Source organism: Rhodoligotrophos defluvii, from assembly GCF_005281615.1.
Taxonomy (GTDB): domain Bacteria; phylum Pseudomonadota; class Alphaproteobacteria; order Rhizobiales; family Im1; genus Rhodoligotrophos; species Rhodoligotrophos defluvii.
Genome location: NZ_SZZM01000002.1, coordinates 112,807 through 131,969, shown reverse-complemented (window position 1 = coordinate 131,969; position 19,163 = coordinate 112,807). Strand labels below are relative to the sequence as shown.

General features: G+C 65.3%; 18 protein-coding genes. 15 read left to right on the top strand and 3 right to left on the bottom strand.

The annotated features are described in order from the left end of the window. Positions 1-28 precede the first annotated feature (28 nt). From E4P09_RS09755 to E4P09_RS09715, 9 genes are all read left to right on the top strand, one after another. Positions 29-496 carry a hypothetical protein gene (locus tag E4P09_RS09755; protein WP_137389431.1) on the top strand — a complete coding sequence of 156 codons (468 nt, stop codon included), beginning with the start codon at positions 29-31 and terminating at the stop codon, positions 494-496. Beyond that, positions 493-2,427: a hypothetical protein gene (locus E4P09_RS09750; RefSeq protein WP_137389430.1), complete on the top strand. Its 1,935-nt coding sequence runs from the start codon at positions 493-495 to the stop codon at positions 2,425-2,427. Before E4P09_RS09755 ends, E4P09_RS09750 begins: the two co-directional genes overlap by 4 nt. Next, a complete protein-coding gene (locus tag E4P09_RS09745) occupies positions 2,409-3,389 on the top strand; it encodes a LysR family transcriptional regulator (RefSeq protein ID WP_137389429.1) in 981 nt (326 codons plus the stop codon). Before E4P09_RS09750 ends, E4P09_RS09745 begins: the two co-directional genes overlap by 19 nt. Before the next feature lie 78 nt (positions 3,390-3,467). Further along, positions 3,468-4,433: a LysR family transcriptional regulator gene (locus tag E4P09_RS09740; protein WP_137389428.1), complete on the top strand. Its 966-nt coding sequence runs from the start codon at positions 3,468-3,470 to the stop codon at positions 4,431-4,433. Between the two features lie 141 nt (positions 4,434-4,574). Continuing rightward, entirely contained in the window at positions 4,575-5,747 is a 1,173-nt protein-coding gene (locus E4P09_RS09735; protein WP_137389427.1) for a CaiB/BaiF CoA transferase family protein, read from the top strand. Then, entirely contained in the window at positions 5,744-7,078 is a 1,335-nt protein-coding gene (locus E4P09_RS09730) for an MmgE/PrpD family protein (RefSeq protein ID WP_137389426.1), read from the top strand. The genes E4P09_RS09735 and E4P09_RS09730 overlap by 4 nt, the downstream gene beginning before the upstream one ends. A gap of 3 nt (positions 7,079-7,081) precedes the next feature. Then, a complete protein-coding gene (locus E4P09_RS09725; RefSeq protein ID WP_137389425.1) occupies positions 7,082-8,239 on the top strand; it encodes an acyl-CoA dehydrogenase family protein in 1,158 nt (385 codons plus the stop codon). Between the two features lie 21 nt (positions 8,240-8,260). Then, on the top strand, positions 8,261-9,121 hold the full coding sequence (locus tag E4P09_RS09720; protein ID WP_137389424.1) for an HTD2 family dehydratase: 861 nt from the start codon (positions 8,261-8,263) through the stop codon (positions 9,119-9,121). Between the two features lie 14 nt (positions 9,122-9,135). Next, the gene (locus tag E4P09_RS09715) at positions 9,136-9,744 is read left to right on the top strand and encodes a LysE family translocator (protein ID WP_137389423.1); all 609 of its coding nucleotides are present in this window, start codon (positions 9,136-9,138) and stop codon (positions 9,742-9,744) included. A gap of 12 nt (positions 9,745-9,756) precedes the next feature. Here the strand turns inward: E4P09_RS09715 and E4P09_RS09710 are convergent, their stop codons facing one another. Both E4P09_RS09710 and E4P09_RS09705 read right to left on the bottom strand, forming a co-directional pair. After that, positions 9,757-10,227, bottom strand: coding sequence for a nuclear transport factor 2 family protein (locus E4P09_RS09710; RefSeq protein ID WP_137389422.1), 471 nt, complete (start codon positions 10,225-10,227; stop codon positions 9,757-9,759). A gap of 78 nt (positions 10,228-10,305) precedes the next feature. Further along, positions 10,306-11,784, bottom strand: a complete 1,479-nt coding sequence (locus E4P09_RS09705) for a protein adenylyltransferase SelO (protein ID WP_137389421.1) — start codon at positions 11,782-11,784, stop codon at positions 10,306-10,308. A 142-nt stretch (positions 11,785-11,926) separates the two neighbouring features. Here E4P09_RS09705 and E4P09_RS09700 point away from each other — a divergent pair, with 142 nt between their 5' ends. Continuing rightward, a complete protein-coding gene (locus E4P09_RS09700) occupies positions 11,927-12,523 on the top strand; it encodes an alpha-ketoglutarate-dependent dioxygenase AlkB (protein ID WP_137389420.1) in 597 nt (198 codons plus the stop codon). Here E4P09_RS09700 and E4P09_RS09695 read toward each other — a convergent pair. Further along, positions 12,511-13,146 carry an SGNH/GDSL hydrolase family protein gene (locus tag E4P09_RS09695; RefSeq protein ID WP_137389419.1) on the bottom strand — a complete coding sequence of 212 codons (636 nt, stop codon included), beginning with the start codon at positions 13,144-13,146 and terminating at the stop codon, positions 12,511-12,513. The genes E4P09_RS09700 and E4P09_RS09695 overlap by 13 nt on opposite strands. Before the next feature lie 293 nt (positions 13,147-13,439). On the opposite strand from E4P09_RS09695, the gene E4P09_RS09690 reads away from it, so the two are divergent. The 5 genes from E4P09_RS09690 to E4P09_RS09670 are packed head-to-tail and all read left to right on the top strand — an operon-like array spanning position 13,440 to position 19,161. Beyond that, the gene (locus tag E4P09_RS09690; protein ID WP_137389418.1) at positions 13,440-14,159 is read left to right on the top strand and encodes a CerR family C-terminal domain-containing protein; all 720 of its coding nucleotides are present in this window, start codon (positions 13,440-13,442) and stop codon (positions 14,157-14,159) included. Beyond that, positions 14,156-15,190: a secretion protein HlyD gene (gene hlyD / locus E4P09_RS09685; RefSeq protein WP_137389417.1), complete on the top strand. Its 1,035-nt coding sequence runs from the start codon at positions 14,156-14,158 to the stop codon at positions 15,188-15,190. Before E4P09_RS09690 ends, hlyD begins: the two co-directional genes overlap by 4 nt. Further along, positions 15,180-16,907 (top strand): ATP-binding cassette domain-containing protein, encoded by a 1,728-nt coding sequence (locus tag E4P09_RS09680; protein ID WP_170984426.1) that lies wholly within the window; start codon positions 15,180-15,182, stop codon positions 16,905-16,907. The genes hlyD and E4P09_RS09680 overlap by 11 nt, the downstream gene beginning before the upstream one ends. Continuing rightward, positions 16,904-18,049 carry an ABC transporter permease gene (locus E4P09_RS09675; protein WP_137389415.1) on the top strand — a complete coding sequence of 382 codons (1,146 nt, stop codon included), beginning with the start codon at positions 16,904-16,906 and terminating at the stop codon, positions 18,047-18,049. The genes E4P09_RS09680 and E4P09_RS09675 overlap by 4 nt, the downstream gene beginning before the upstream one ends. Beyond that, complete coding sequence (locus E4P09_RS09670) at positions 18,049-19,161, top strand: ABC transporter permease (RefSeq protein WP_137389414.1); 1,113 nt, start codon at positions 18,049-18,051, stop codon at positions 19,159-19,161. The genes E4P09_RS09675 and E4P09_RS09670 overlap by 1 nt, the downstream gene beginning before the upstream one ends. Positions 19,162-19,163 lie beyond the last annotated feature (2 nt).

Genomic DNA, 19,163 nt, shown 5'->3' with positions numbered 1-19,163 from the left:
CGCGTGAGCGCGAACGGGGAGGTGCCCCATGGACCCGATGACGCCGACCGAAAGGCTGGATCGGCACGCGCTGGTGATGGCGATCTGGCTGGCGTTCGGGCTGGTTGCGGCTGCGCTGTTCGATTACGGCCTCGGTTCCGGCGGCAGCTGGGCCATCATCGCTGCCTTCGCGGTGGTCGTTGCGGCCTTCATCGGGCACATCATAGTCAACGCGGTATTCCGCACCAGCTTCACGCCCAAGGAGGTGGTGCTGGGCCTCGTGATCTACGGGGTAGGCGTGCTGGCGTTCGGCATGGCGGCGCTGTTTTCGCCGGGGTTCGGTGCGCGTGCCTTCCTGCCGATAAGCGTCGGCTTCGTGGCGGTCTTCGCAGCCGTCGTGTTCTACATGATCACCCATTTCGGCGTGCGTCGGGCGTTCGAGGCCTTCGACGTGATCCGCGAATTCCGTGCTGACGGCGATGGCGCTGACCGGGCCGCCGGGGAGGGCAGGCGGTGACCACGCTCCTCGTGACGATTGCCGGCTTCTTCTTTGCCTATGCGATCTATATCGCATCATTGAGCGCGCGGGCGGCACACCGCTCCGAGGACTATCTGGACGCCGGCCTCGCCATCCCGCCCTGGGGCTATATCTTCGCCGGGACCGGGGTGGTGCTGGCGGGCCTCAATCTCTATGACCACCTGCTGCTGACGGCCGCTTACGGCCTGCAATACAGCCATGTGGCGGTAGGGCTGATCCTGGTGGCGCTGTGCGGTGCGCTGGTGCAGAAGCGAGTGTGGCTCGCGGCGCGGATCATGGGTCAGCGCACGATCGGCGATCTGATCGGCGACTACTATGGCAGCGTGGCGCTGCGGATCTACCTGCTGGTCATTCTGTTCCTGTTCGCGGTGCCGTTTTCCGCATATTGCCTGGCCGAGATCGGCGCGCTGGTCGAGAGCGTGACGGCAGTACCGGCGAGCCTCACCGTCTGGGTGGTCGCGTTCTTCCTGTTCCTGCACGCGGTGATCGGCGGCTGGCGGGCGGTGATCTATGTGGCGGCAGGCCTGGCACTTCTGGTGCTGGCCCTGCTGCTGTTTACCGGTGGGTTCGTGAGCCTTGTCTTCGAGCCCATTGCCTTTACCGCGCAGGGCATCGCCACGACCGACGGCGTGCTGCCCGATCGGATTCCCGGCGTGATGCAGTTTTCGGCGGGGATCGGCAAGGAGGCGGCTGCCGGCGGGATATGGACCACAGTGGCGATCGTCTCCTTCGCCCTGGGGCTGATCGGCATCGTGCTGAGCCCAGGCTTTGCGTTCTTAGGGATTACCACTGCCGCCAAGCGCGCCTTCGCCTTCAACCAAGTGTGGATGGTCGGTGGGCTGGCGGCCGGATTGCTGCTGCTGGTGGCCCCGACCATCGCCGCGGAGATGAACGCCTCCGATCCGCGCGGGCTTGCCGGTCTTGCGGCGCGGCTTGCCTCCCTCGACCAGCTGGTGGCCGCCTGCTTCGTGATGATGCTGCTGGGTGCTCTGCAGCTCGGCATCGTCTTCTTCGCGGCGTCCGGTGCCAATATCGTCACGATCGAGCTCATCGGGCGCTATGTGCTGCCGGAGCTCAGCCCTGCCGGCCGCAAGCTGGCGGCGCGCATTGCACTCGCGGCGATCTTTGCCGCGGTCGCCCTGATCGCGACATTCACGCCCCTGAGCGCGGCGATCTTCTCGTCCCTGGCACTCAACCTGTCGGCGCAGCTGCTACCGGCGTTCCTCGGGCTCTGCTGGGTGTCGTGGATCAGCCGCAGCGCCGTGCTGGCCGGGCTCGTGATCGGCACGCTTCTGGTGGTGTTTACCGAGCCTTTCGGTCTCATCATCTTCGAAGCGCTATTTGTCGACCTGCCCTGGGGGCGCTGGCCGCTCACCGTCCATTCCGCCGCCTGGGGGCTGGTGTTCAACGTGGCGATCTGCCTACTCGTGGCGCTGTTCACCCGCGGGGGCGAGGAGCGCGCACAGCGGCAGCGGCTGCATGACGAGTTCAGCCGGTGCTACCGGGCCGACTTCGGCGGGCGGGCGGCGCGCGGCGCCAAGTGGTCGCTGACCCTGATCTGGGCCTTTCTGGCGCTCGGTCCAGGCGCGATCCTGGGCAACGCGTTTTTCAGCCAGCCGATGTTCGCTGGAGGCGATGTGGCGCTCGGGATGCCTTCCCTGCTCGCCTGGCAGCTCGTGTTCTGGCTGGTTGGCGTGCTGTTGGTCTGGTGGCTGGCCTATCACGGGCGGCTGTCGATCATCGATCTGGTGCCGGCCAAAGCCAATCTCAGCAGGCCGCCCAAGAACCCCCTGTTCGAACCGCTGACACCGGGATGGATCGCCAGGCTGCTCGGCCGGCTGGCCGAACGGCCGTCTAGCGCCAGGCCATCCCGTGAACCAGGACGCACAACTTGGAAAAGGCCGGCATAGATCTCAGGCGGCTGCGCTATTTCATCGCCGTGTGCGAGCATGGCGGCTTCTCGCGGGCGTCGAGCTCAATCGGTATCGCGCAGCCGGCGCTGACCCGGCAGATCAAGCTCCTGGAGAAGGAGATCGGCGTCTCCCTTATTAATCGTACGGGGCGGGGCGCCGAGCCGACGGATGAAGGCCGGTTCCTGCTGGCCAAGTCGCGCCAGCACCTGGATGGGCTCGATGACTTGGTACGGCAGCTGCGCCATCGTTCGTCCCAGCTCAGCGGCCAGGTGATAGTGGGCGCCTGCCCAACCGTGGCGCCGGCCTTCTTCGATGGCCTCGCCGCCCATGTGCGGGACAATCATCCCAAGCTGAACCTGGCACTGATCGAGGCCTATAGCGACGACCTCTGTAGTCTCACATTGCGCGGCAAGCTCGACTTGGCTGTGCTGGGCCGCGAGGATGTGCCGGCGGACCTCGCGCCGGTCGATCTGCTTTCAGAACGGCTGGTGCTGGTGTTCTCGCATTCGCGTGAGGCGACGCGCGCCCCGATCGAGCCCTCGGCACTTGCCAGCACGCGGCTCATCCTGCCGAGCCGCGTTCACCGGCTGCGCAGGATTATCGACCAGATCTGTGCGCGGCGCGGTGTGACGCTCAGCCCTGAACTGGAGCTTGACTCGCTTGGGACACTGAAGGCGCTTGCTGCGCGCGCTGTTGGGGGCTACTCGACTATTTTGCCCTATCAGTTCGTGCGTGCCGAGCTGCAGGGCCAGCAGCTTTCGTTTCTCGAGATAAACGAACGCGACCTGCAGCGCACGATCGCGGCCATCGTTCCTCCTGAGCCGCGCAGCCCCGATGTCGCGGCTTATCTCCTGAACCTCTTGTGCCGTACGTCTGCTCAGTTGAGCGGCAAGCCGCCAAGCGGTAAGCCGTTGAGCGGCAATTTTCGCCACGTCTCGTACCAGATCGATCACAGCTAGACTGGCCAAACCGCTGGCTGCTAGGATTGCATAAAAGAATGTTATAGCTGCTATGCAAGCCGGCCAGGGGAGGGCGTGATGGACGTGCGTCAGTTGCGGTATTTCTCCAAGGTGGTCGAGAGCGGCTCGTTCTCCAAGGCAGCCAATCAGCTGCACGTTGCCCAGCCCGCCTTAAGCCAGCATGTCCGTCATATGGAAGAAGAACTCGGCGTGACACTGCTTTATCGGGGCGCGCAGGGGGTGAAGACGACCGAAGCGGGCGACCGGTTGCTGCACCACGCCAAGCGCATCCTCGCCGAGTTTGCCGAGATCGCCGATAGTGTGCGCGGGCGTGCTCTGGCGCCCAGCGGCGAGGTGCGTTTCGGCCTGCCCGGCACGGTCGGCGAACTTCTGGCAGCGCCTCTGATCGAGGCTGCCAAAGCGCGCTATCCCGATGTGCGCATTCGGGTCGTCGAGGCGATGAGCGGCTATGTGCTTGAATGGCTGAAGCGGGGTGAGGTGGACCTCGCCATGCTCTATGCCACCTCCAACCCCAAGGGGCTTGCGGTGCACCATGGGCTGTCGGAGGAGATCTGCCTATTTGCCGGGTCCTTGACTGGCGATGCGCCTCCGTTCCTTCAGAACGCAACGGTCGATCTCGCCCAAGCCGCGCGATTGCCGCTGGTGGTGCCCGGCCCCGGCCATGGGCTGCGCGAGTTGATCGAGCAGGCGGCGCTCTCGGTGCGCGTGCCCATCCAGCCGGCCATCGAGATCGACTCCTATAGCCAGATCAAGAAGCTGGTGGCGCGCGGCCTTGGCTATGGCATCCTGCCCCGCATGGCCGTGCAGAGCGAAGCGGATGCTGGGGTGTTCCGGATCTGGTGCTTTGCGAGGCCGGAGATCACCCGCAGGGTGTATCTCGCCTATTCGACGGAGCGCCCCTTGGCCACGGCGCCCCGCGCCATCGGGCAGCTCTCATGGGATATCCTGCGCCAACTCGTCAGGGATAGGGCATGGACGGCCGAACTCTCCGATGAATCCCATAGGCCCAATCTCTACAACTAGCCAAGCCTTGCGGGCCAGGTGCGCATTAGTCGGTTGTCATTCAGCCTGAGCAAATCGCTATATCCGCCATTCCTAAATGCTATTTGACTTCAAGGCGGTCAGGGCGTGTCCTCAGTTCTGATGAACAGGGAAGGAAGCGCATTGGCTCGTGCGTTGGAAGGAATAACCGTGGTCGCGCTGGAGCAGGCGGTGGCCGCACCGTTTGCCACGTCGCGACTTGCGGATGCCGGCGCCCGTGTGATCAAGCTGGAGCGGCCCGAGGGCGACTTCGCCCGGGGCTACGATGATTATGTGCTGGGGCAGTCGACCTATTTCGTCTGGAACAACCGGGGAAAGGAGTCTTGCGTCGTCGACCTGAAGCAGCCTGAAGATCTTGCGCTTGTCGATGCGATGCTGGCGCGCGCAGACGTGTTCGTGCAGAATCTGGCGCCGGGGGCGACGGACCGGCTCGGCATCGGCAGCGCCAGCCTGCGGGCGCGGTTCCCTCGCCTGGTGGTGTGCGACATTCTGGGCTATGCACCCGATACGCCCGACCAGGACCGCAAGGCCTATGACCTGCTGATCCAGGCCGAGACGGGCTTGGCCGGTGTGACCGGCTCCGCGGAGTCCGGGCCGAGCCGGGTCGGTCTTTCGGTGTGCGACATCTCCACCGGGCAGGTGGCCTATTCGGCCATTCTCGAAGCGCTGCTCATGCGTGAGCGGACCGGCGAGGGCTGCCATATCCAGGTGTCGCTGTTCGACACCATCGCCGAATACATGAACGTGCCCTACCTGACGCGGCGCTACGGTGGGCGGGAGCCGCGGCGCATCGGTCTCGCGCACCCGACGATCGCGCCTTATGGGGTCTTTCAAGCGCAAGACGGAGATGTGGTGATCGCCATCCAGAACGAGCGGGAGTGGAAGGTGTTCTGCGAGCGGGTGCTGGATGACGCCGCCTTGGCGACCGACCCCCGCTTCGACCGCAACACGGCGCGGGTAAACAATCGCGAGACGCTGGACCAGCTGATCCAGGATCGGGTCGGACGCTCTCGCGTGGCCGAGATCCGCCGGCTGCTGGATGAGGCACGCCTCGCTTATGGGCTGGTCTCGACCATGGACGATCTGATCGGCCACCGCAGCGCCACAAGGGCGGCGGTGGAGACACCGGAGGGCACGGTGGAGCTGTTGGCGCCATCCGTGATCATGAACGGTGTGCGGCACACGCTGGGGCGAATTCCGAGGCTTGGCGAGCATACGGAGGCGCTGCGGCAGGAATTCGGCCAGGGCGGCGTTGCAAGCTCGGCCCAAGCCATGGCGAAAGGAGGTGCGGCATGAGCCTGACCCGAAGCCTCGTCCATCTCGTCCGGGATAAGCACATTACCGAAGCCGATTTCGAATGGGCATCGCTATTCGTACTCGACACCCTGGCCTGCGCGCTTGGTGCGCTGAAGACGGAGCCGGCCCGGATCCTGGCCACGGTCGCACCGCCTGCCCGTGGCGACACCGGCCGGCGCGCCTTCTACCTCGGCGGCCTGTGCCACATCCTGGAGATGGACGACCTGCACCGGGATTCCGTCACCCATCCCGGCTGCGTGGTCATTCCTGCAGCCTGGGCGGTGGCGGAAGAGCATGACCTGCGCGGCCGCGCATTCCTGAAAGCGGTGCTTGCCGGTTATGAGGCATGCTGCCGGGTCGGTATGGCGGTCGGCAAGGCGCATTACCGGGTCTGGCACAATACCTCGACCTGCGGCCCGTTTGGCTCGGCCATGGCGGCCGCCGAGCTCCTGGGGTTGACCGGGGATCAGGCCGTGTGGGCGCTGGGCAATGCTGGCACGCAGTCATCAGGCCTGTGGGAGTTTCTGGCGTCCGGTGCCATGAGCAAGCATCTGCACACTGCCCGTGGTGCCGAATCCGGCGTGCTGGCGGCGCAACTGGCGCGCGAGGGCTTCACCGGGCCCGAACGCATCTTGGAGGGCGAGAAGGGCTTTTTCGCCGGCTTCTGCCGGGACCCGGTCCCGGCGGCGGTCACGGCGGCACCGGAGCAGTCCTGGCAGCTGACGCGCACGTCCATCAAGCCGTGGCCGTGCTGCCGGCATACGCATCCGGCGATCGACGCGGCCATAGGGCTGCATTCTGAGCTTGGCGGCGCGGAGATCGCCAGAGTGACGGTCGGCGCCTATCAAGCGGCGCTCGATGTCTGCGACCGGCCGCAGCCGGAAGATCCCTACAGCGCCAAGTTCTCGTTGCAGCACTGCGTGGCCATTGCCCTCAAGGACGGCCGGGTGGATCAGGCGAGCTTCGATGCCGCAAGCCGTAGCCGCATGGCGGGCGAGCGGCCCAAAGTCGCGCTCTCCGTCGCCCCGGGGGTCGATAGCGCCTATCCCCGGAGCTGGGGTGCGGAGATCACGGTCGAGACGGCGGACGGCCGCAAGCTGCATGCCTCGCGCCGGGAGGCGAAGGGGGATCCGGAAAATCCGGTCGGCCCCGAGGAACTCTCGGTCAAGGCACGGGCACTGCTCCTGGACGGCGGCATGGCGGCGGGTGAAGCGAATGCGCTGATTGGAAAGATCCTAGCGCTGCCGACCGACATCCCGGTGCGCGACCTCGAGCTGTTCGCGCCCGGCCGTGCGGGTGAAGCTGCACCGCCTCTTGCACGGAGCGCCTGAGGGATGTTCGAGCCGCAAGACCACCAAGAGATCCGCGAGGCGGTGCGCAAGCTGTGCGAGCGCTTTCCCGGCGAATATTGGCGCAAGCTCGATGTGGAGCGAAGGTACCCAAAGGAATTTGTGGACGCTCTGACTGAGGCCGGTTATCTCGCGACCCTCATCCCCGAGGAATATGGGGGGGCTGGGCTCACCCTTTCGGCGGCCGCGGCGGTGCTGGAGGAGATCCAGCGGGCCGGATGCAACGGGGCGGCGTGCCATGCGCAGATGTACATCATGGGCACGCTGCTCAGGCACGGCAGTGCGGAGCAGAAAGAGCGCTACCTGCCGAAGATCGCTTCCGGAGAGCTCAGGCTGCAGGCCTTTGGCGTCACAGAACCGACCAGCGGCACCGACACCACTTCGATCCGCACCTTCGCCCGGAAGGAAGATGGGCATTACGTGATCAACGGCCAGAAGATCTGGACGAGCCGGGCGGAGCATTCCGACCTGATGCTGCTCCTGGCGCGTACCGCGCCGCGCGACCAGGTGGCCAAGCGCACCGACGGCCTGTCCGTGTTCCTGCTGGATATGCGAGAAGCGCGCGGGAACGGCCTCTCCATTCGGCCCATCCGCACGATGATGAACCACTCGACCACCGAGGTGTTCTTCGACAATGTGCGCGTGCCGGCGGAGAACCTGATTGGGGAAGAGGGCAGGGGTTTCCGCTACATCCTCTCGGGCATGAACGCCGAGCGCATCCTGATTGCCGCCGAATGCGTTGGCGACGCCAAATGGTTGCTCGAGCGCGCTGCGTCCTATGCCAAGGAGCGGCAGGTATTCGGGCGGCCCATCGGCGCGAACCAGGGGATCCAGTTCCCGATCGCGCGGGCCTATGCCAATATGCGGGCAGCCGAGCTGATGGTGAAGGAGGCAGCACGGCTATACGAGGCCGGGCGCGATTGCGGTGCGGAGGCGAACATGGCCAAGATGCTGGCCGCGGATGCCTCCAACGAAGCGGCGAATGTCTGCATCCAGACCCATGGCGGCTTCGGTTTTGCCGAGGAATATGACGTGGAGCGGAAGTTTAGGGAAACGCGGCTTTATCAGGTCGCGCCGATCTCCACCAATCTGATCCTCGCCTATCTTGCCGAGCACGTGCTCGGCATGCCACGGTCCTATTAAGTCCTGTTCAGAAGGTTCGTGATGGCGGCAGCAGTGGAAAGCGAGAAGCCCTTCGCCGAGTGGATCGGCCGGACAACCGAAGCCGAGGACGTGGTGGCGCCGCGCCTGGTGGCCAGTTTCCGCGCCACCTTCGAGCCGTTCCTGGCGCCGACCACGACGGATGAGGCGCCGCTCGGCATCCACTGGTGCCTCTCCCCCGCAATCGCGCCTCAATCGGCACTCGGGCCGGATGGCCACCCCGCCAAGAACCGAGATGTTCCACCGGTGCCGCAGCCCCGGCGCATGTGGGCCGGCGGCTCGGTCGAGATATTCGACCCCCTTCGCGTAGGCGACCGGGTGAAGCGGGTGACCACCATCGCTAACATCACGCGCAAGCAGGGCCGTAGCGGCGAATTGTGGTTCGTGGCGGTGGACCATGTCTATTCCACCGGGCGCGGGGTGGCGCTGCGCGAACGGCACGATATGGTTTATCGGGAAGCGGCGAAGCCTGGGACCAGCACAGGCCCAACCGCTGCAGACGATGCGGCGGCGCGGCCGCATAGCCGCACGTGGACGGTGGAAACGCCGCCTACTTTCCTGTTCCGCTATTCCGCCATCACCTTCAACGGCCACCGCATCCACTACGATTATCCCTATGCCACGGAGGTCGAGGGCTATGCCGGCCTGGTGGTCCATGGGCCGATACAGGCGACGCTGCTGTTGAATTTGGCAGCATCCGAAGAAGGCCGTGCGCCGGAGCGTTTCTCCTACCGCGGCCTCTCGCCTGCCTTTGGCGGGGATCCCCTGCTGGTCTGCGCCGGCACCAATGGGGAAGCAGGCGTCTACTGGACGCAGCATGTCTCTGGCCGCGTCCACATGGAAGGACGTTCGTCGTTGCGATAGGCGGAGCGTTGCCGGTGAGCATAGAATTTCTGCTGACGACCATCATCGTGGTGATCTCACCGGGTGCGGGCGTGCTCTACACCCTGGCTGCCGCGCTCTCGCGAGGAGCCCGCGCCAGCGTTGTGGCAGCGTTTGGCTGCACCCTCGGTATTGTGCCCCATATCGCTGCCGCGGTGACCGGCCTTGCCGCGCTGCTGCACACGAGCGCGATTGCTTTCCAGGTGCTGAAGTATCTCGGGGTGGCCTATCTCCTGTACATGGCCTGGATGACGCTCAAGGAGCATGGGGCGCTGAAGATCGAGGCGGGTGCCGCGCCACGCTCGGCCACCCAGGTGGTCGTCTCCGGCATTCTCATCAATATCCTGAATCCGAAGCTGTCGATCTTCTTCTTCGCATTCCTGCCGCAATTCGTGCACCCGGACCAGCCGGGGGCGCTGGCCGAGATGCTGGAGCTCAGCGCCGTATTCATGCTGGTGACCTTCGTGGGCTTTGTGGCCTACGGGCTGTGCGCCGCCGCGGTCCGCAGCCACATCCTCTCGCGGCCGCGGGTGCTGACCTGGATGCGCCGCACCTTCGCCGGTGCCTTCGCCGCGCTGGGGGCCAAGCTGGCGGTCGACCGTTAAGGCGGTCGGGCTCTATGGGTGTCGGTGGCGGGCGGATTCGTCGCGGGCCAGCAGGGCTTCGCCCTGGCGCTCCAAGATCTTCGCCACCCGCGCCGGAGGGAAGCCGATGGCTAGGAGGGTAGGGCCGGTGTTGGCGACTTCGTGGTACTCGGCGATCAGGCCATCCCTCAGGCGCATGATGGCCACGCCCTCGAACATCACACGCCGGCCCTGGGCCTCCGGCAGTATCGAGACATAGCTGAAGAGATAACGCGCATAGAGCATGCGGCCGTCGGTCACCGGGTCGATCATGTCCCAGCGGAAGTCCCGGGCGGTGCGGTGGAACCAGTCGTCGATCAGTTCGGCAATGCGCTCGCGGCCCTCGAACGCCCCGTAGAACGCGTCATGATACACGCCATCCTCGGTGAAAAGCTGGGCAAAGGCCGTGCCGTCGCGCCGCTCCACGGCCGAGGTGAAGGCGGCGAGCATCGTCTCTGGTGTCATTTGTTTCCTCCCGGTGATCGCCTCATACGAGACCGGTTCTCGAGCCGCTCGTCAACGGCTGAGGGAGGATGCCGGCACTCAGGTGCCGCAGAAGGTTTTCAGGACGCGCTCGTGCGGTTCCGGTGGTTGGGCGTAGAGAGCAAAGGCTGGCTGGTTCTCGTAGGGTCTCGACAACACGGCCAGCAGCTCTTCGAACGGCGCGTAGTCCTTGTCGTCGACCGCTGCATTGATCACCGCCTCGATGCGGTGGTTGCGCGGGATGAACATGGGGTTGGCTGCGCGCATGGCTTGCCGCCGGGCAGCAGGATCGCCCGGCTCGTCGGCGAGCCGCTGCCGCCAGCGCGGTGCCCACGCATCATAGGCTGCCGGGTCGGTGAACAGGCTGCGCACCTGCTCGTCGGCGGCGGGGTCCGCTACCGCTTCGCTCAGATTGCGGAAGGTGAGGGTGAAGTCGGCGCCGTTTTCGGCCATGGCCTTGAGCAGATCATGGATGAGATCGAGATCATGATCGCGCGCGGTCTCAAGGCCGAGCTTGCGGCGCAGGCCGGCGTGGTAGGCCGCTTCGAACAGCTTGGGATATGTGTCTATTGCCTCTTGCGCCATGGCCACAGCCTTGTCCTGGTCGTCGGACAGCAGCGGCAGCAGCGTCTCGGCGAAGCGCACCAGGTTCCAGTGCACGATCTGCGGCTGGTTCCCATAGGCGTAACGGCCGTGATAGTCGATCGAGCTGAATACGGTCGTTGGACTATAGGTGTCCATGAAGGCGCAAGGGCCATAGTCGATAGTCTCGCCGGCGATGGACGTATTGTCTGTATTCAGCACGCCATGGATGAAGCCGATCAGCAGCCATTTGGGCACGAGCTCGGCCTGGGCCTTCACCACCGCGTCCAAGAAGGCGCGATAGGGATGATCGGCCTCAGCCACCTCGGGATAGTGTCGGGCGATGGCATAGTCCGCGAGCTGCTGCAGCGCCTCGAAATCGCCGCGCACAGCGAAATACTGGAACGTGCCGATGCGGATGTGGCTCCTGGCCACCCGCGTCAGCACGGCGCCGGGCAGGAAGCGGTCACGGATAACGACTTCGCCGGTGAGCACCGCGGCCAGGGACCGGGTGGTGGGCACGCCCAGAGCGGCCATGGCCTCACTCACCAGATATTCGCGTAAGACAGGCCCTATGGCGGCGCGCCCATCGCCCTGGCGGGAGAAGGGGGTGGGGCCCGAGCCCTTCAGCTGGATGTCGCGGCGCACGCCGTCGCGCCCGATGACCTCGCCGAGCAGGATGGCACGTCCATCGCCGAGCTGCGGGACGAATTGGCCGAACTGATGGCCGGCATAGGCCATGGCGATGGGCTCGGAGCCGTCCGGGATACGGTTGCCGGCCAGCATCTCCAGCCCCTCGGGGCTCTCCAGCCAGTCCGGATCGAGATTGAGCTTGCGGGCCAGTGCCCGGTTGAGCTTCACGAGCTTGGGCGCGCGGACCGGAGTGGGCGCGACACGGGCATAGAAGCGGTCCGGCAAGCGGGCATAACTGTTGTCGAAGGGCAAGGTCACGGGCAGGCTCTGTGTGATGCTGCGGGGCGGTTGATGTCTCGGAATGTAATCCGGAACGGACGAGGTCCAAAACGCCTTATTCCCGAGAGATCGTTGTGATCTCTTGGAAAAACAAGGGGGTAATCAGGGCTCAGGGACAGGCGGTGCCATGAACGCGCGGCAAATGGATTTGCTTGCAGCTGATCAGGTGTTGCCGGACGGCTTCGCCTACCAGCCGGAGGTCATCACACCGGCGGAGGAAGCCTGGCTGGTCGAACAGCTGGAGGCGTTGCCGTTCAGGCCCTTCGCGTTCCAGGGCTATCTCGGTAACCGGCGGGTGGTCTCGTTCGGCCTCCACTATGATTTCAACACGAGCCGCATGCAGGAGGCGGCGCCCATTCCCGACTTCCTGTTGCCGTTGCGGGAGGTCGCTGCCCGGTTTGCAGGCCTTTCGCCTGAGGATCTGGTCCATGTGCTGGTGACGGAATATGCGCCGGGCGCCGGCATCGGCTGGCACCGGGACCGGCCCTTGTTCGAGGATGTGATCGGCATCTCGCTCCTGTCGCCCTGCCGGTTCCGGCTGAGGCGCAAGGCGGGCTCGGGCTGGGAACGGCTGTCGGTCACGGTGGAGCCGCGCTCGGCCTATCTGCTGCGCGGGCCGGTGCGCACCGAATGGGAACACAGCATTCCGCCGATGGAGAGCCTGCGCTATTCCGTAACGTTCAGGAGCTTGCGGGCTGGGAAGGGCCTGCCTCAGCGAGCGTAGATCGCCGACCTGCCGGCGCTGAAGTCATGGGCTGCGAGAAGCGAGGCAATCGCGGCCGCAATCTTGCCGCCGCCCTGCGCCGAAGGCTCGATCGGGTTGGCGAAATCCGCATCGTCATTGCAGATGAGCCGCAGATCGAGGATGGGCACGTGGCGGAGCGCCGCCTCTCGGATGATTGCATCGTTAAGCACCATGAGTGCTGTGGTGCCGATCTGGCGCTGCACGGGGTCCGGATAGCGCGGATCATAGATGGTGCAGATGGCGGTCGGCAGACCCCGTTCGAGCACCGCATCCAGCATGGCGGCATATTGCACCTGAAACCGCCGGCGGATTTCGGTGAGCTGCAGAAGGGTGTCAGCCACCGACCGCGACGGCGCTTCCAGGATCGAAGCCTCGCCAAGTGCATCATTGCCGCCGATGCTGACCACGAGATGAGTGGTGTCCTCCGGAAGTCGCGCTAGTTGGCGGGGGATATCCGCCATCACGCCCCCGTCTGCAGCCACAAGGGTCGCCTGCCAGCCCGCGGGCAGCCGGTGCCGCACATGGGTGATCACGTCAGGCCCGTCGATCACATAGGCGGCGTTGTCGAACACGGAGTCACCCAGCAGAACAACATGGCGCATGGTCGTTAGGTCCTCAGATCGGGCCCTGGCAATCGAAGCGAGCAGAGCGGCTGTCGAGAGCGCAAATGTCCGGCGCGTGATACGGAAGTACGGGGCGGCCATTCGGATAGCCTCGGTGTGATATCGCCTAGCATGGAATCCTCATGAGGCGCTCATGACAACGGGGGAGCATGCCCGCCGGATCCGCGGGTCTGTTCAATTATCATGAATTCATTCGATTGACTGAATCAGTCGAATGAATTAATGTGGGACCGTTGTTTCGGTTAAGTCTGAAGGTCGTTGGAGTGGTGGCGATGGCGGAACCGTCTATTCAGCGAAAGTCGCGCCGTACCCAGGCCGGCAGCCGCCGACGTGCGCCCGATCGGCGGGATGCCACCCGTGAACGGCTGCTGACGGCTGCCATAGACGTGTTCGGGCGCTATGGCTTCGATGCCACTACAACCCGCGCTCTGGCCGAGGCGGCCGGTGTCAATCTGCAGGCCATACCCTATCATTTCGGCGGTAAGGAAGGCCTTTATATCGCCGCTGCCGATCACCTCGCGCAGATCATCTCCTCTCATGTGAGCGGGCGGCGGGAGCAGATCCGCGCACGCATCGAACAGGCGGACGGTGGGCTCGAGGTCGCGGAAGCGCGCCAGCTGCTGGTGCAGATGATGCGGACAATGCTGGGTCTGTTCGTCAGCCGGCAGTCGGAGCCGTGGGCCCGATTCATCCTGCGCGAGCAAATGGAGCCGACCGAAGCTTTCGAGCGGATCTACGGGCGCGTGATGAAGCCGACGCTCGAGGTGATCGGTCGGCTGGTGGCGATCATTCTCGGCGAGGAGGTGGGCTCGGAGCACGTGCGGCTACGCACGGTAACGCTGCTCGGCAGCCTGGTGGTGTTTCGCATGGCCAATGCGGCCGTGCTTGCCCAGCTGGGCTGGGAGAGCATCGGCCCGCGCGAGCTGGACCGCATTCATGCTGTGGTCGACGAGCTGGTGAGTGCGCTGGGGCAGCCGGGAGGGCGCGCATGAGACGCAAGCTGATCCCGGCCGTGCTCGTGCTTGTCGGCCTCGGTGTGGCGGCCGGCTGGTGGTTCGACCTGCCGGGGCGGCTCGGCTGGACCCGCACACAGGCGGATCGGCTGACGCTCTATGGCAATGTGGACATCCGCGAAGTGCGGCTCGGCTTCCGGGTCAGCGGGCGCATCGCCAGCATCAGCGTCGATGAAGGGGATGCGGTGAAAGCCGGCCAGAGCCTCGCCAAGCTCGATGCGCAGCCTTACGAGGATGCGGTCCGCGCGGCCGAGGCGCAGGTCGCCAACCAATCCGCCAATCTCGCCAAGCTCGAGGCAGGGCCGAGGAAGGCGGAAATCGCGCAAGCGCGTGCTGCCCTGGCCGAGCGCAAGGCCGATCTCGTCAACGCCAACCAGTCGCTCGTGCGGGCGCGGCGGCTGCGGCCGGGTGGTGCGATTTCGCAAGCGGAGCTGGACCGGGCGCAAGCTGCGAAGGATATGGCGGAAGCACGGGTCAATTCCGCGACCGAGGCGCTTGCGCTGCTGCTCGAAGGAACCCGGCCGGAGGACATTGCCGCCGCCCGAGCGAGCCTGCAGGCGGCGCAAGCAGAGCTTTCCAGGGCCAAGACATCTCTCGCCGATACCGATCTGCTTGCGCCGGCCAACGGCATCATCCTGTCGCGGGTGCGTGAGCCCGGCGCCATCATTTCGCCCAGCGATACGGTGCTGGTGCTATCGTTGAGCGAGCCGGTCTGGGTGCGCAGCTATATCGCCGAACCCGATCTCGGGCGCATCCACCCCGGCATGACCGTGGAGGTGGTGACGGACACGGCACCCGACCGCCCTTATCGCGGGCAGGTGGGTTTCATCTCGCCGGTGGCCGAGTTCACGCCGAAATCGGTGGAGACGCCGGAGCTGCGCACCGATCTGGTTTACCGTCTGCGGGTGGTTGTCGAGCAGCCGGACGAGGGCCTTCGCCAGGGTATGCCGGTGACCATACGGGTGCCCATGGACCAAGGAGAGCGGCACCATGTCGCCAATGGGCAGTGATTTCGTCACCCTTGAGACGGTCACCAAGCGTTTCGGCGAAGGTCCACCGGCGCTGGATGCCATATCCGGCGCCATTTCCGGTGGGGAGATCACTGGCCTGGTCGGCCCGGACGGGGCCGGCAAGACCACATTGATCCGGCTGATGACCGGGTTGATGCTGCCTGAAGAGGGCTCGCTCACCGTACTTGGCTTCGATACGCAGCGGGATCCGGCGCGCATCCAGGGCCTCATCGGTTATATGCCGCAGCGTTTCGGCCTCTATGAGGATCTCTCGGTTCAAGAAAATCTAGACCTCTATGCGGACTTGCGCGGTCTGCCAAGCCGCGAGCGTCCTGCGGTGTTCGACGAGCTGCTCACCTTTACGGATCTGAAGCGGTTCACCGGGCGGCTGGCCGGCAAGCTATCGGGCGGCATGAAGCAGAAGCTCGGGCTTGCCTGCGCGTTACTGCGCAAGCCGAGGCTGCTGCTGCTGGACGAGCCCGGCGTCGGGGTCGACCCCATTTCGCGCCGCGAGCTGTGGCGCATGGTGGAGAACCTGACGCGTGAGGGCATCGGCGTGGTGTGGTCCACGGCTTATCTGGACGAAGCGGAGGCCTGCGACCGGGTGCTGCTGCTGAATCAGGGGAAGCTTCTGTTTGCCGGCACGCCGGCCGAAGTGACCAGCCGGGTTGCGGGGCGCGTCTATAAACTCACCGGGATCGCAGGACGGCGGCGTTCAGTGCTGGCTCAGGCTCTAAATGAGCCCGGCGTCATCGATGGGGTGATCCAGGGCGAGGCGATCCGGCTGGTGTTCGCTGCGGGGAAGAGCGCACCGATGGCCGACAGCGTTGGGGGGCCGGCGACCGCGATAGCTCCCGCGGCACCACGGTTCGAGGACGCGTTCGTCGATATGCTGGGTGGTGGCCCGGGCGGCCGTTCGAAATTGGCAGAGGTGGCAGCGTTAAGGACAGCGGAGAGCGACCGGCCGGTGATTGAGGCGCATGGGCTAACCAAGCGCTTCGGCACGTTCACGGCGGCGGACAATATCAGCTTCACCATCCCGCGGGGGCAGATCTTCGGGTTATTGGGGCCGAATGGGGCGGGCAAGTCGACCACCTTCAAGATGCTGTGCGGCCTCCTCAAGCCGACGGAAGGTGAAGGGCGGGTTGCCGGCTTCGATCTGCGCCGTGATACCGCCGAGGCGCGCAACCGGCTCGGCTATATGGCGCAGAAATTCTCGCTTTATGGTGATCTCAGCGTGGCGCAGAACCTGTCGTTCTTTGCCGGCGTCTACGGGCTTACCGGCGCCCGCAAGCGCGAGCGCATCGCGCTGATGACGGAGATCTTCGACTTCGGGCCTCGCCTTGGCATGTCGGCCAAGGAGCTGCCGCTGGGGCTGAAGCAGCGGCTGGCGCTGGCCTGCGCGGTGATGCACGAGCCCGAGGCGCTGTTTCTGGATGAACCCACCTCCGGCGTGGACCCGATTACCCGTCGCGAGTTCTGGGCCCATATCAACGGCCTGGTCGAGAAGGGCGTGACCGTCCTGGTCACGACCCATTTCATGGACGAGGCGGAGTATTGCGACCGCATCTCGCTCATCTATCGCGGCCGGTCCATCGCGCTGGGCTCGCCCGACGAGCTCAAGGCGAGCGTTGCCAGGCCCGACAATCCCGACCCGACCATGGAAGACGCTTTTATCAGCCTGGTCGAGGGATCCGAGCTCGCGGAGGCGGCATGAGCATCGCGGATGAGGGCCGGTCGGCACGGGCAGCGCGGATGAGGCGGTTCGCGGCGCTGGTGCGCAAGGAGAGCTACCAGGTGCTGCGCGACCCGAGCAGCATCCTCATTGCCTTCGTGCTGCCCCTGGTGCTGCTGTTCCTGTTCGGCTATGGCGTGTCGCTGGATGCCACCCGGACGCGGGTCGGGCTGGTGATCGAAGCGGCGACCCCGCAGACCCGCGACCTTGCCGCGAGCTTCCAGGCCTCCCGCTATTTCGACGTGATTGTCGGCCGCGACCGGCGCGATTTCGAGGACGACCTGGTTCTCGGCCGCATCCGCGGCATCCTGGTCATTCCCGCCGATTTCGCTGAGGCTGCCGCGGCCGGTGCGGCGAAGCTGCAAGTGATCGTCGACGGGTCGGACCCCAACACAGCAAGCTTCGTGCAGAACTATGCGCGAGGGGTGGTGGCGACCTGGGCCGCGCAGCGCATGGCAGAGCTCGGCACGGCGCCACCCGGTATCGGCGTGGAGCAGCGCTTCTGGTTCAATCCGGAACTGGCCAGTCGCTTCTTCCTGGTGCCGGGCTCGATCGCCATCGTGATGACCTTGGTGGGCACCCTGCTCACCTCGCTTGTGGTGGCGCGCGAATGGGAGCGGGGCACCATGGAGGCCATGATGGCAACGCCGGTGACCGCGTGGGAGCTGCTGGCCGGTAAGGTTCTGCCCTATTTCGTGCTGGGCTTGGCGTCCATGACCCTGTGCGTGCTGGTGGCGGTGTTCCTGTTCGGTGTGCCGTTCCGCGGGTCGGTGCCGGCCCTCTACCTGCTTTCGGCGAGCTTTCTCATGCCGGCACTGGGACAGGGCCTGCTGATCTCGGCGGCGACCAAGAACCAGTTCTTGGCCTCGCAGCTTGCCCTCATCTCGGCCTTCCTGCCGGCCTTCCTCTTGTCGGGCTTCCTGTTCGAGATCAGCTCCATGCCGCGGGTGATCCAGCTCATCACCGCCATCGTGCCGGCGCGCTATCTGATTCCCAGCCTGCAGTCGGTATTCCTCGCCGGGGATATCTGGCCGATGTTCCTCAGGGCCATGGCGGTGATGCTGTTCATGGGCAGCCTGATGTTCCTGCTGGCGGCGCGCAACACGCGCAAGAGGATCGGCTGATGTGGTGGGCGAGGCTCAAGGCGCTGATCATCAAGGAGCTGCTGGCGGTGCTGCGCGACCCGCGCGGCCGCATGGTGCTGATCGGGCCGCCGATCGTGCAGCTGTTCGTCTTCTCCTATGCGGCGACTTTGGAGGTGAAGAATGTGGACATCGTGGTGTTCAACCAGGATGCCGGCCGCTGGGGCGCGGAGCTCATCAACCGGATCGACGGGGCACCCACCTTCCGCAGCATCACCCGGGTCGACAACCCGGAAGCGTTGCGCGAGGCGATAGACCTGCAGCAGGCGATTGCCGCAGTGAGCATCGGCCCCACATTCTCGCGCGATCTTGCCACAGGCGCACGGGCCGACCTGCAGATCATTCTTGACGGCCGCCGTTCAAATTCGGCGCAGATCGTGGCCGGCTATCTCAATCAGATCGTCGCCGGGCTCGGGGCAGAGCCGGCGTCCGGCACCCGTGCTGGGCCAGTTGCGATCGAAGTGGTGCCGCGCAACTGGTTCAACCCCAACCTGATTTTCCAGTGGTTCATGGTGCCGAACCTCGTTGCGGCCATCGCCCTGCTGATCGGGCTAGTGGTGACGGCGCTGTCCATCGCGCGGGAGCGGGAGCTGGGTACGTTCGACCAGCTCATGGTGTCGCCACTCAGGACGCACGAGATCCTGATCGGCAAGCTCATTCCACCGGTGCTGATCGGCACGTTCCACCTCACCGTCTATGTGCTGGCGGCGGCGCTCGTCTTCGGCGTGCCGCTGCGGGGCTCGCTCTTCCTGCTCTATGGAAGCGCGGTGTTCTACCTCCTAGCTGTCGTCGGCGTCGGATTGTTCATCTCGGCGATGTCCGCCACCCAGCAACAGGCCATCCTCGGCGCGTTCCTGTTCATGGTGCCGGCGATGCTGCTTTCGGGTTTTGCCACGCCGATCGAGAACATGCCAGGCTGGCTGCAGCCGATCACCCTGGCCAATCCGCTCCGCTATTTCCTGGCGGTCGTTCGAGGCGTGTTCCTGAAGGCAATCCCGGCGGAAGAGGTGCTCAACAACACCTGGCCCCTTGCAGTCATCGCGCTGATCACTCTCAGCGCCGCGTCCTGGCTGTTCCGGCGGCGGCTTGAATAGGG

Excerpts from the sequence above, each read along its gene's own strand:
- E4P09_RS09755 (WP_137389431.1), top strand. The coding sequence starts at position 29 with ATGGACCCGATGACGCCGACCGAAAGGCTGGATCGGCACGCGCTGGTG.
- E4P09_RS09740 (WP_137389428.1), top strand. The coding sequence starts at position 3,468 with ATGGACGTGCGTCAGTTGCGGTATTTCTCCAAGGTGGTCGAGAGCGGC.
- E4P09_RS09730 (WP_137389426.1), top strand. The coding sequence starts at position 5,744 with ATGAGCCTGACCCGAAGCCTCGTCCATCTCGTCCGGGATAAGCACATT.
- E4P09_RS09725 (WP_137389425.1), top strand. The coding sequence starts at position 7,082 with ATGTTCGAGCCGCAAGACCACCAAGAGATCCGCGAGGCGGTGCGCAAG.
- E4P09_RS09720 (WP_137389424.1), top strand. The coding sequence starts at position 8,261 with ATGGCGGCAGCAGTGGAAAGCGAGAAGCCCTTCGCCGAGTGGATCGGC.
- E4P09_RS09710 (WP_137389422.1), bottom strand. The coding sequence starts at position 10,227 with ATGACACCAGAGACGATGCTCGCCGCCTTCACCTCGGCCGTGGAGCGG.
- E4P09_RS09700 (WP_137389420.1), top strand. The coding sequence starts at position 11,927 with ATGAACGCGCGGCAAATGGATTTGCTTGCAGCTGATCAGGTGTTGCCG.
- E4P09_RS09695 (WP_137389419.1), bottom strand. The coding sequence starts at position 13,146 with ATGCGCCATGTTGTTCTGCTGGGTGACTCCGTGTTCGACAACGCCGCC.
- E4P09_RS09690 (WP_137389418.1), top strand. The coding sequence starts at position 13,440 with ATGGCGGAACCGTCTATTCAGCGAAAGTCGCGCCGTACCCAGGCCGGC.
- hlyD (WP_137389417.1), top strand. The coding sequence starts at position 14,156 with ATGAGACGCAAGCTGATCCCGGCCGTGCTCGTGCTTGTCGGCCTCGGT.
- E4P09_RS09680 (WP_170984426.1), top strand. The coding sequence starts at position 15,180 with ATGGGCAGTGATTTCGTCACCCTTGAGACGGTCACCAAGCGTTTCGGC.
- E4P09_RS09675 (WP_137389415.1), top strand. The coding sequence starts at position 16,904 with ATGAGCATCGCGGATGAGGGCCGGTCGGCACGGGCAGCGCGGATGAGG.
- E4P09_RS09670 (WP_137389414.1), top strand. The coding sequence starts at position 18,049 with ATGTGGTGGGCGAGGCTCAAGGCGCTGATCATCAAGGAGCTGCTGGCG.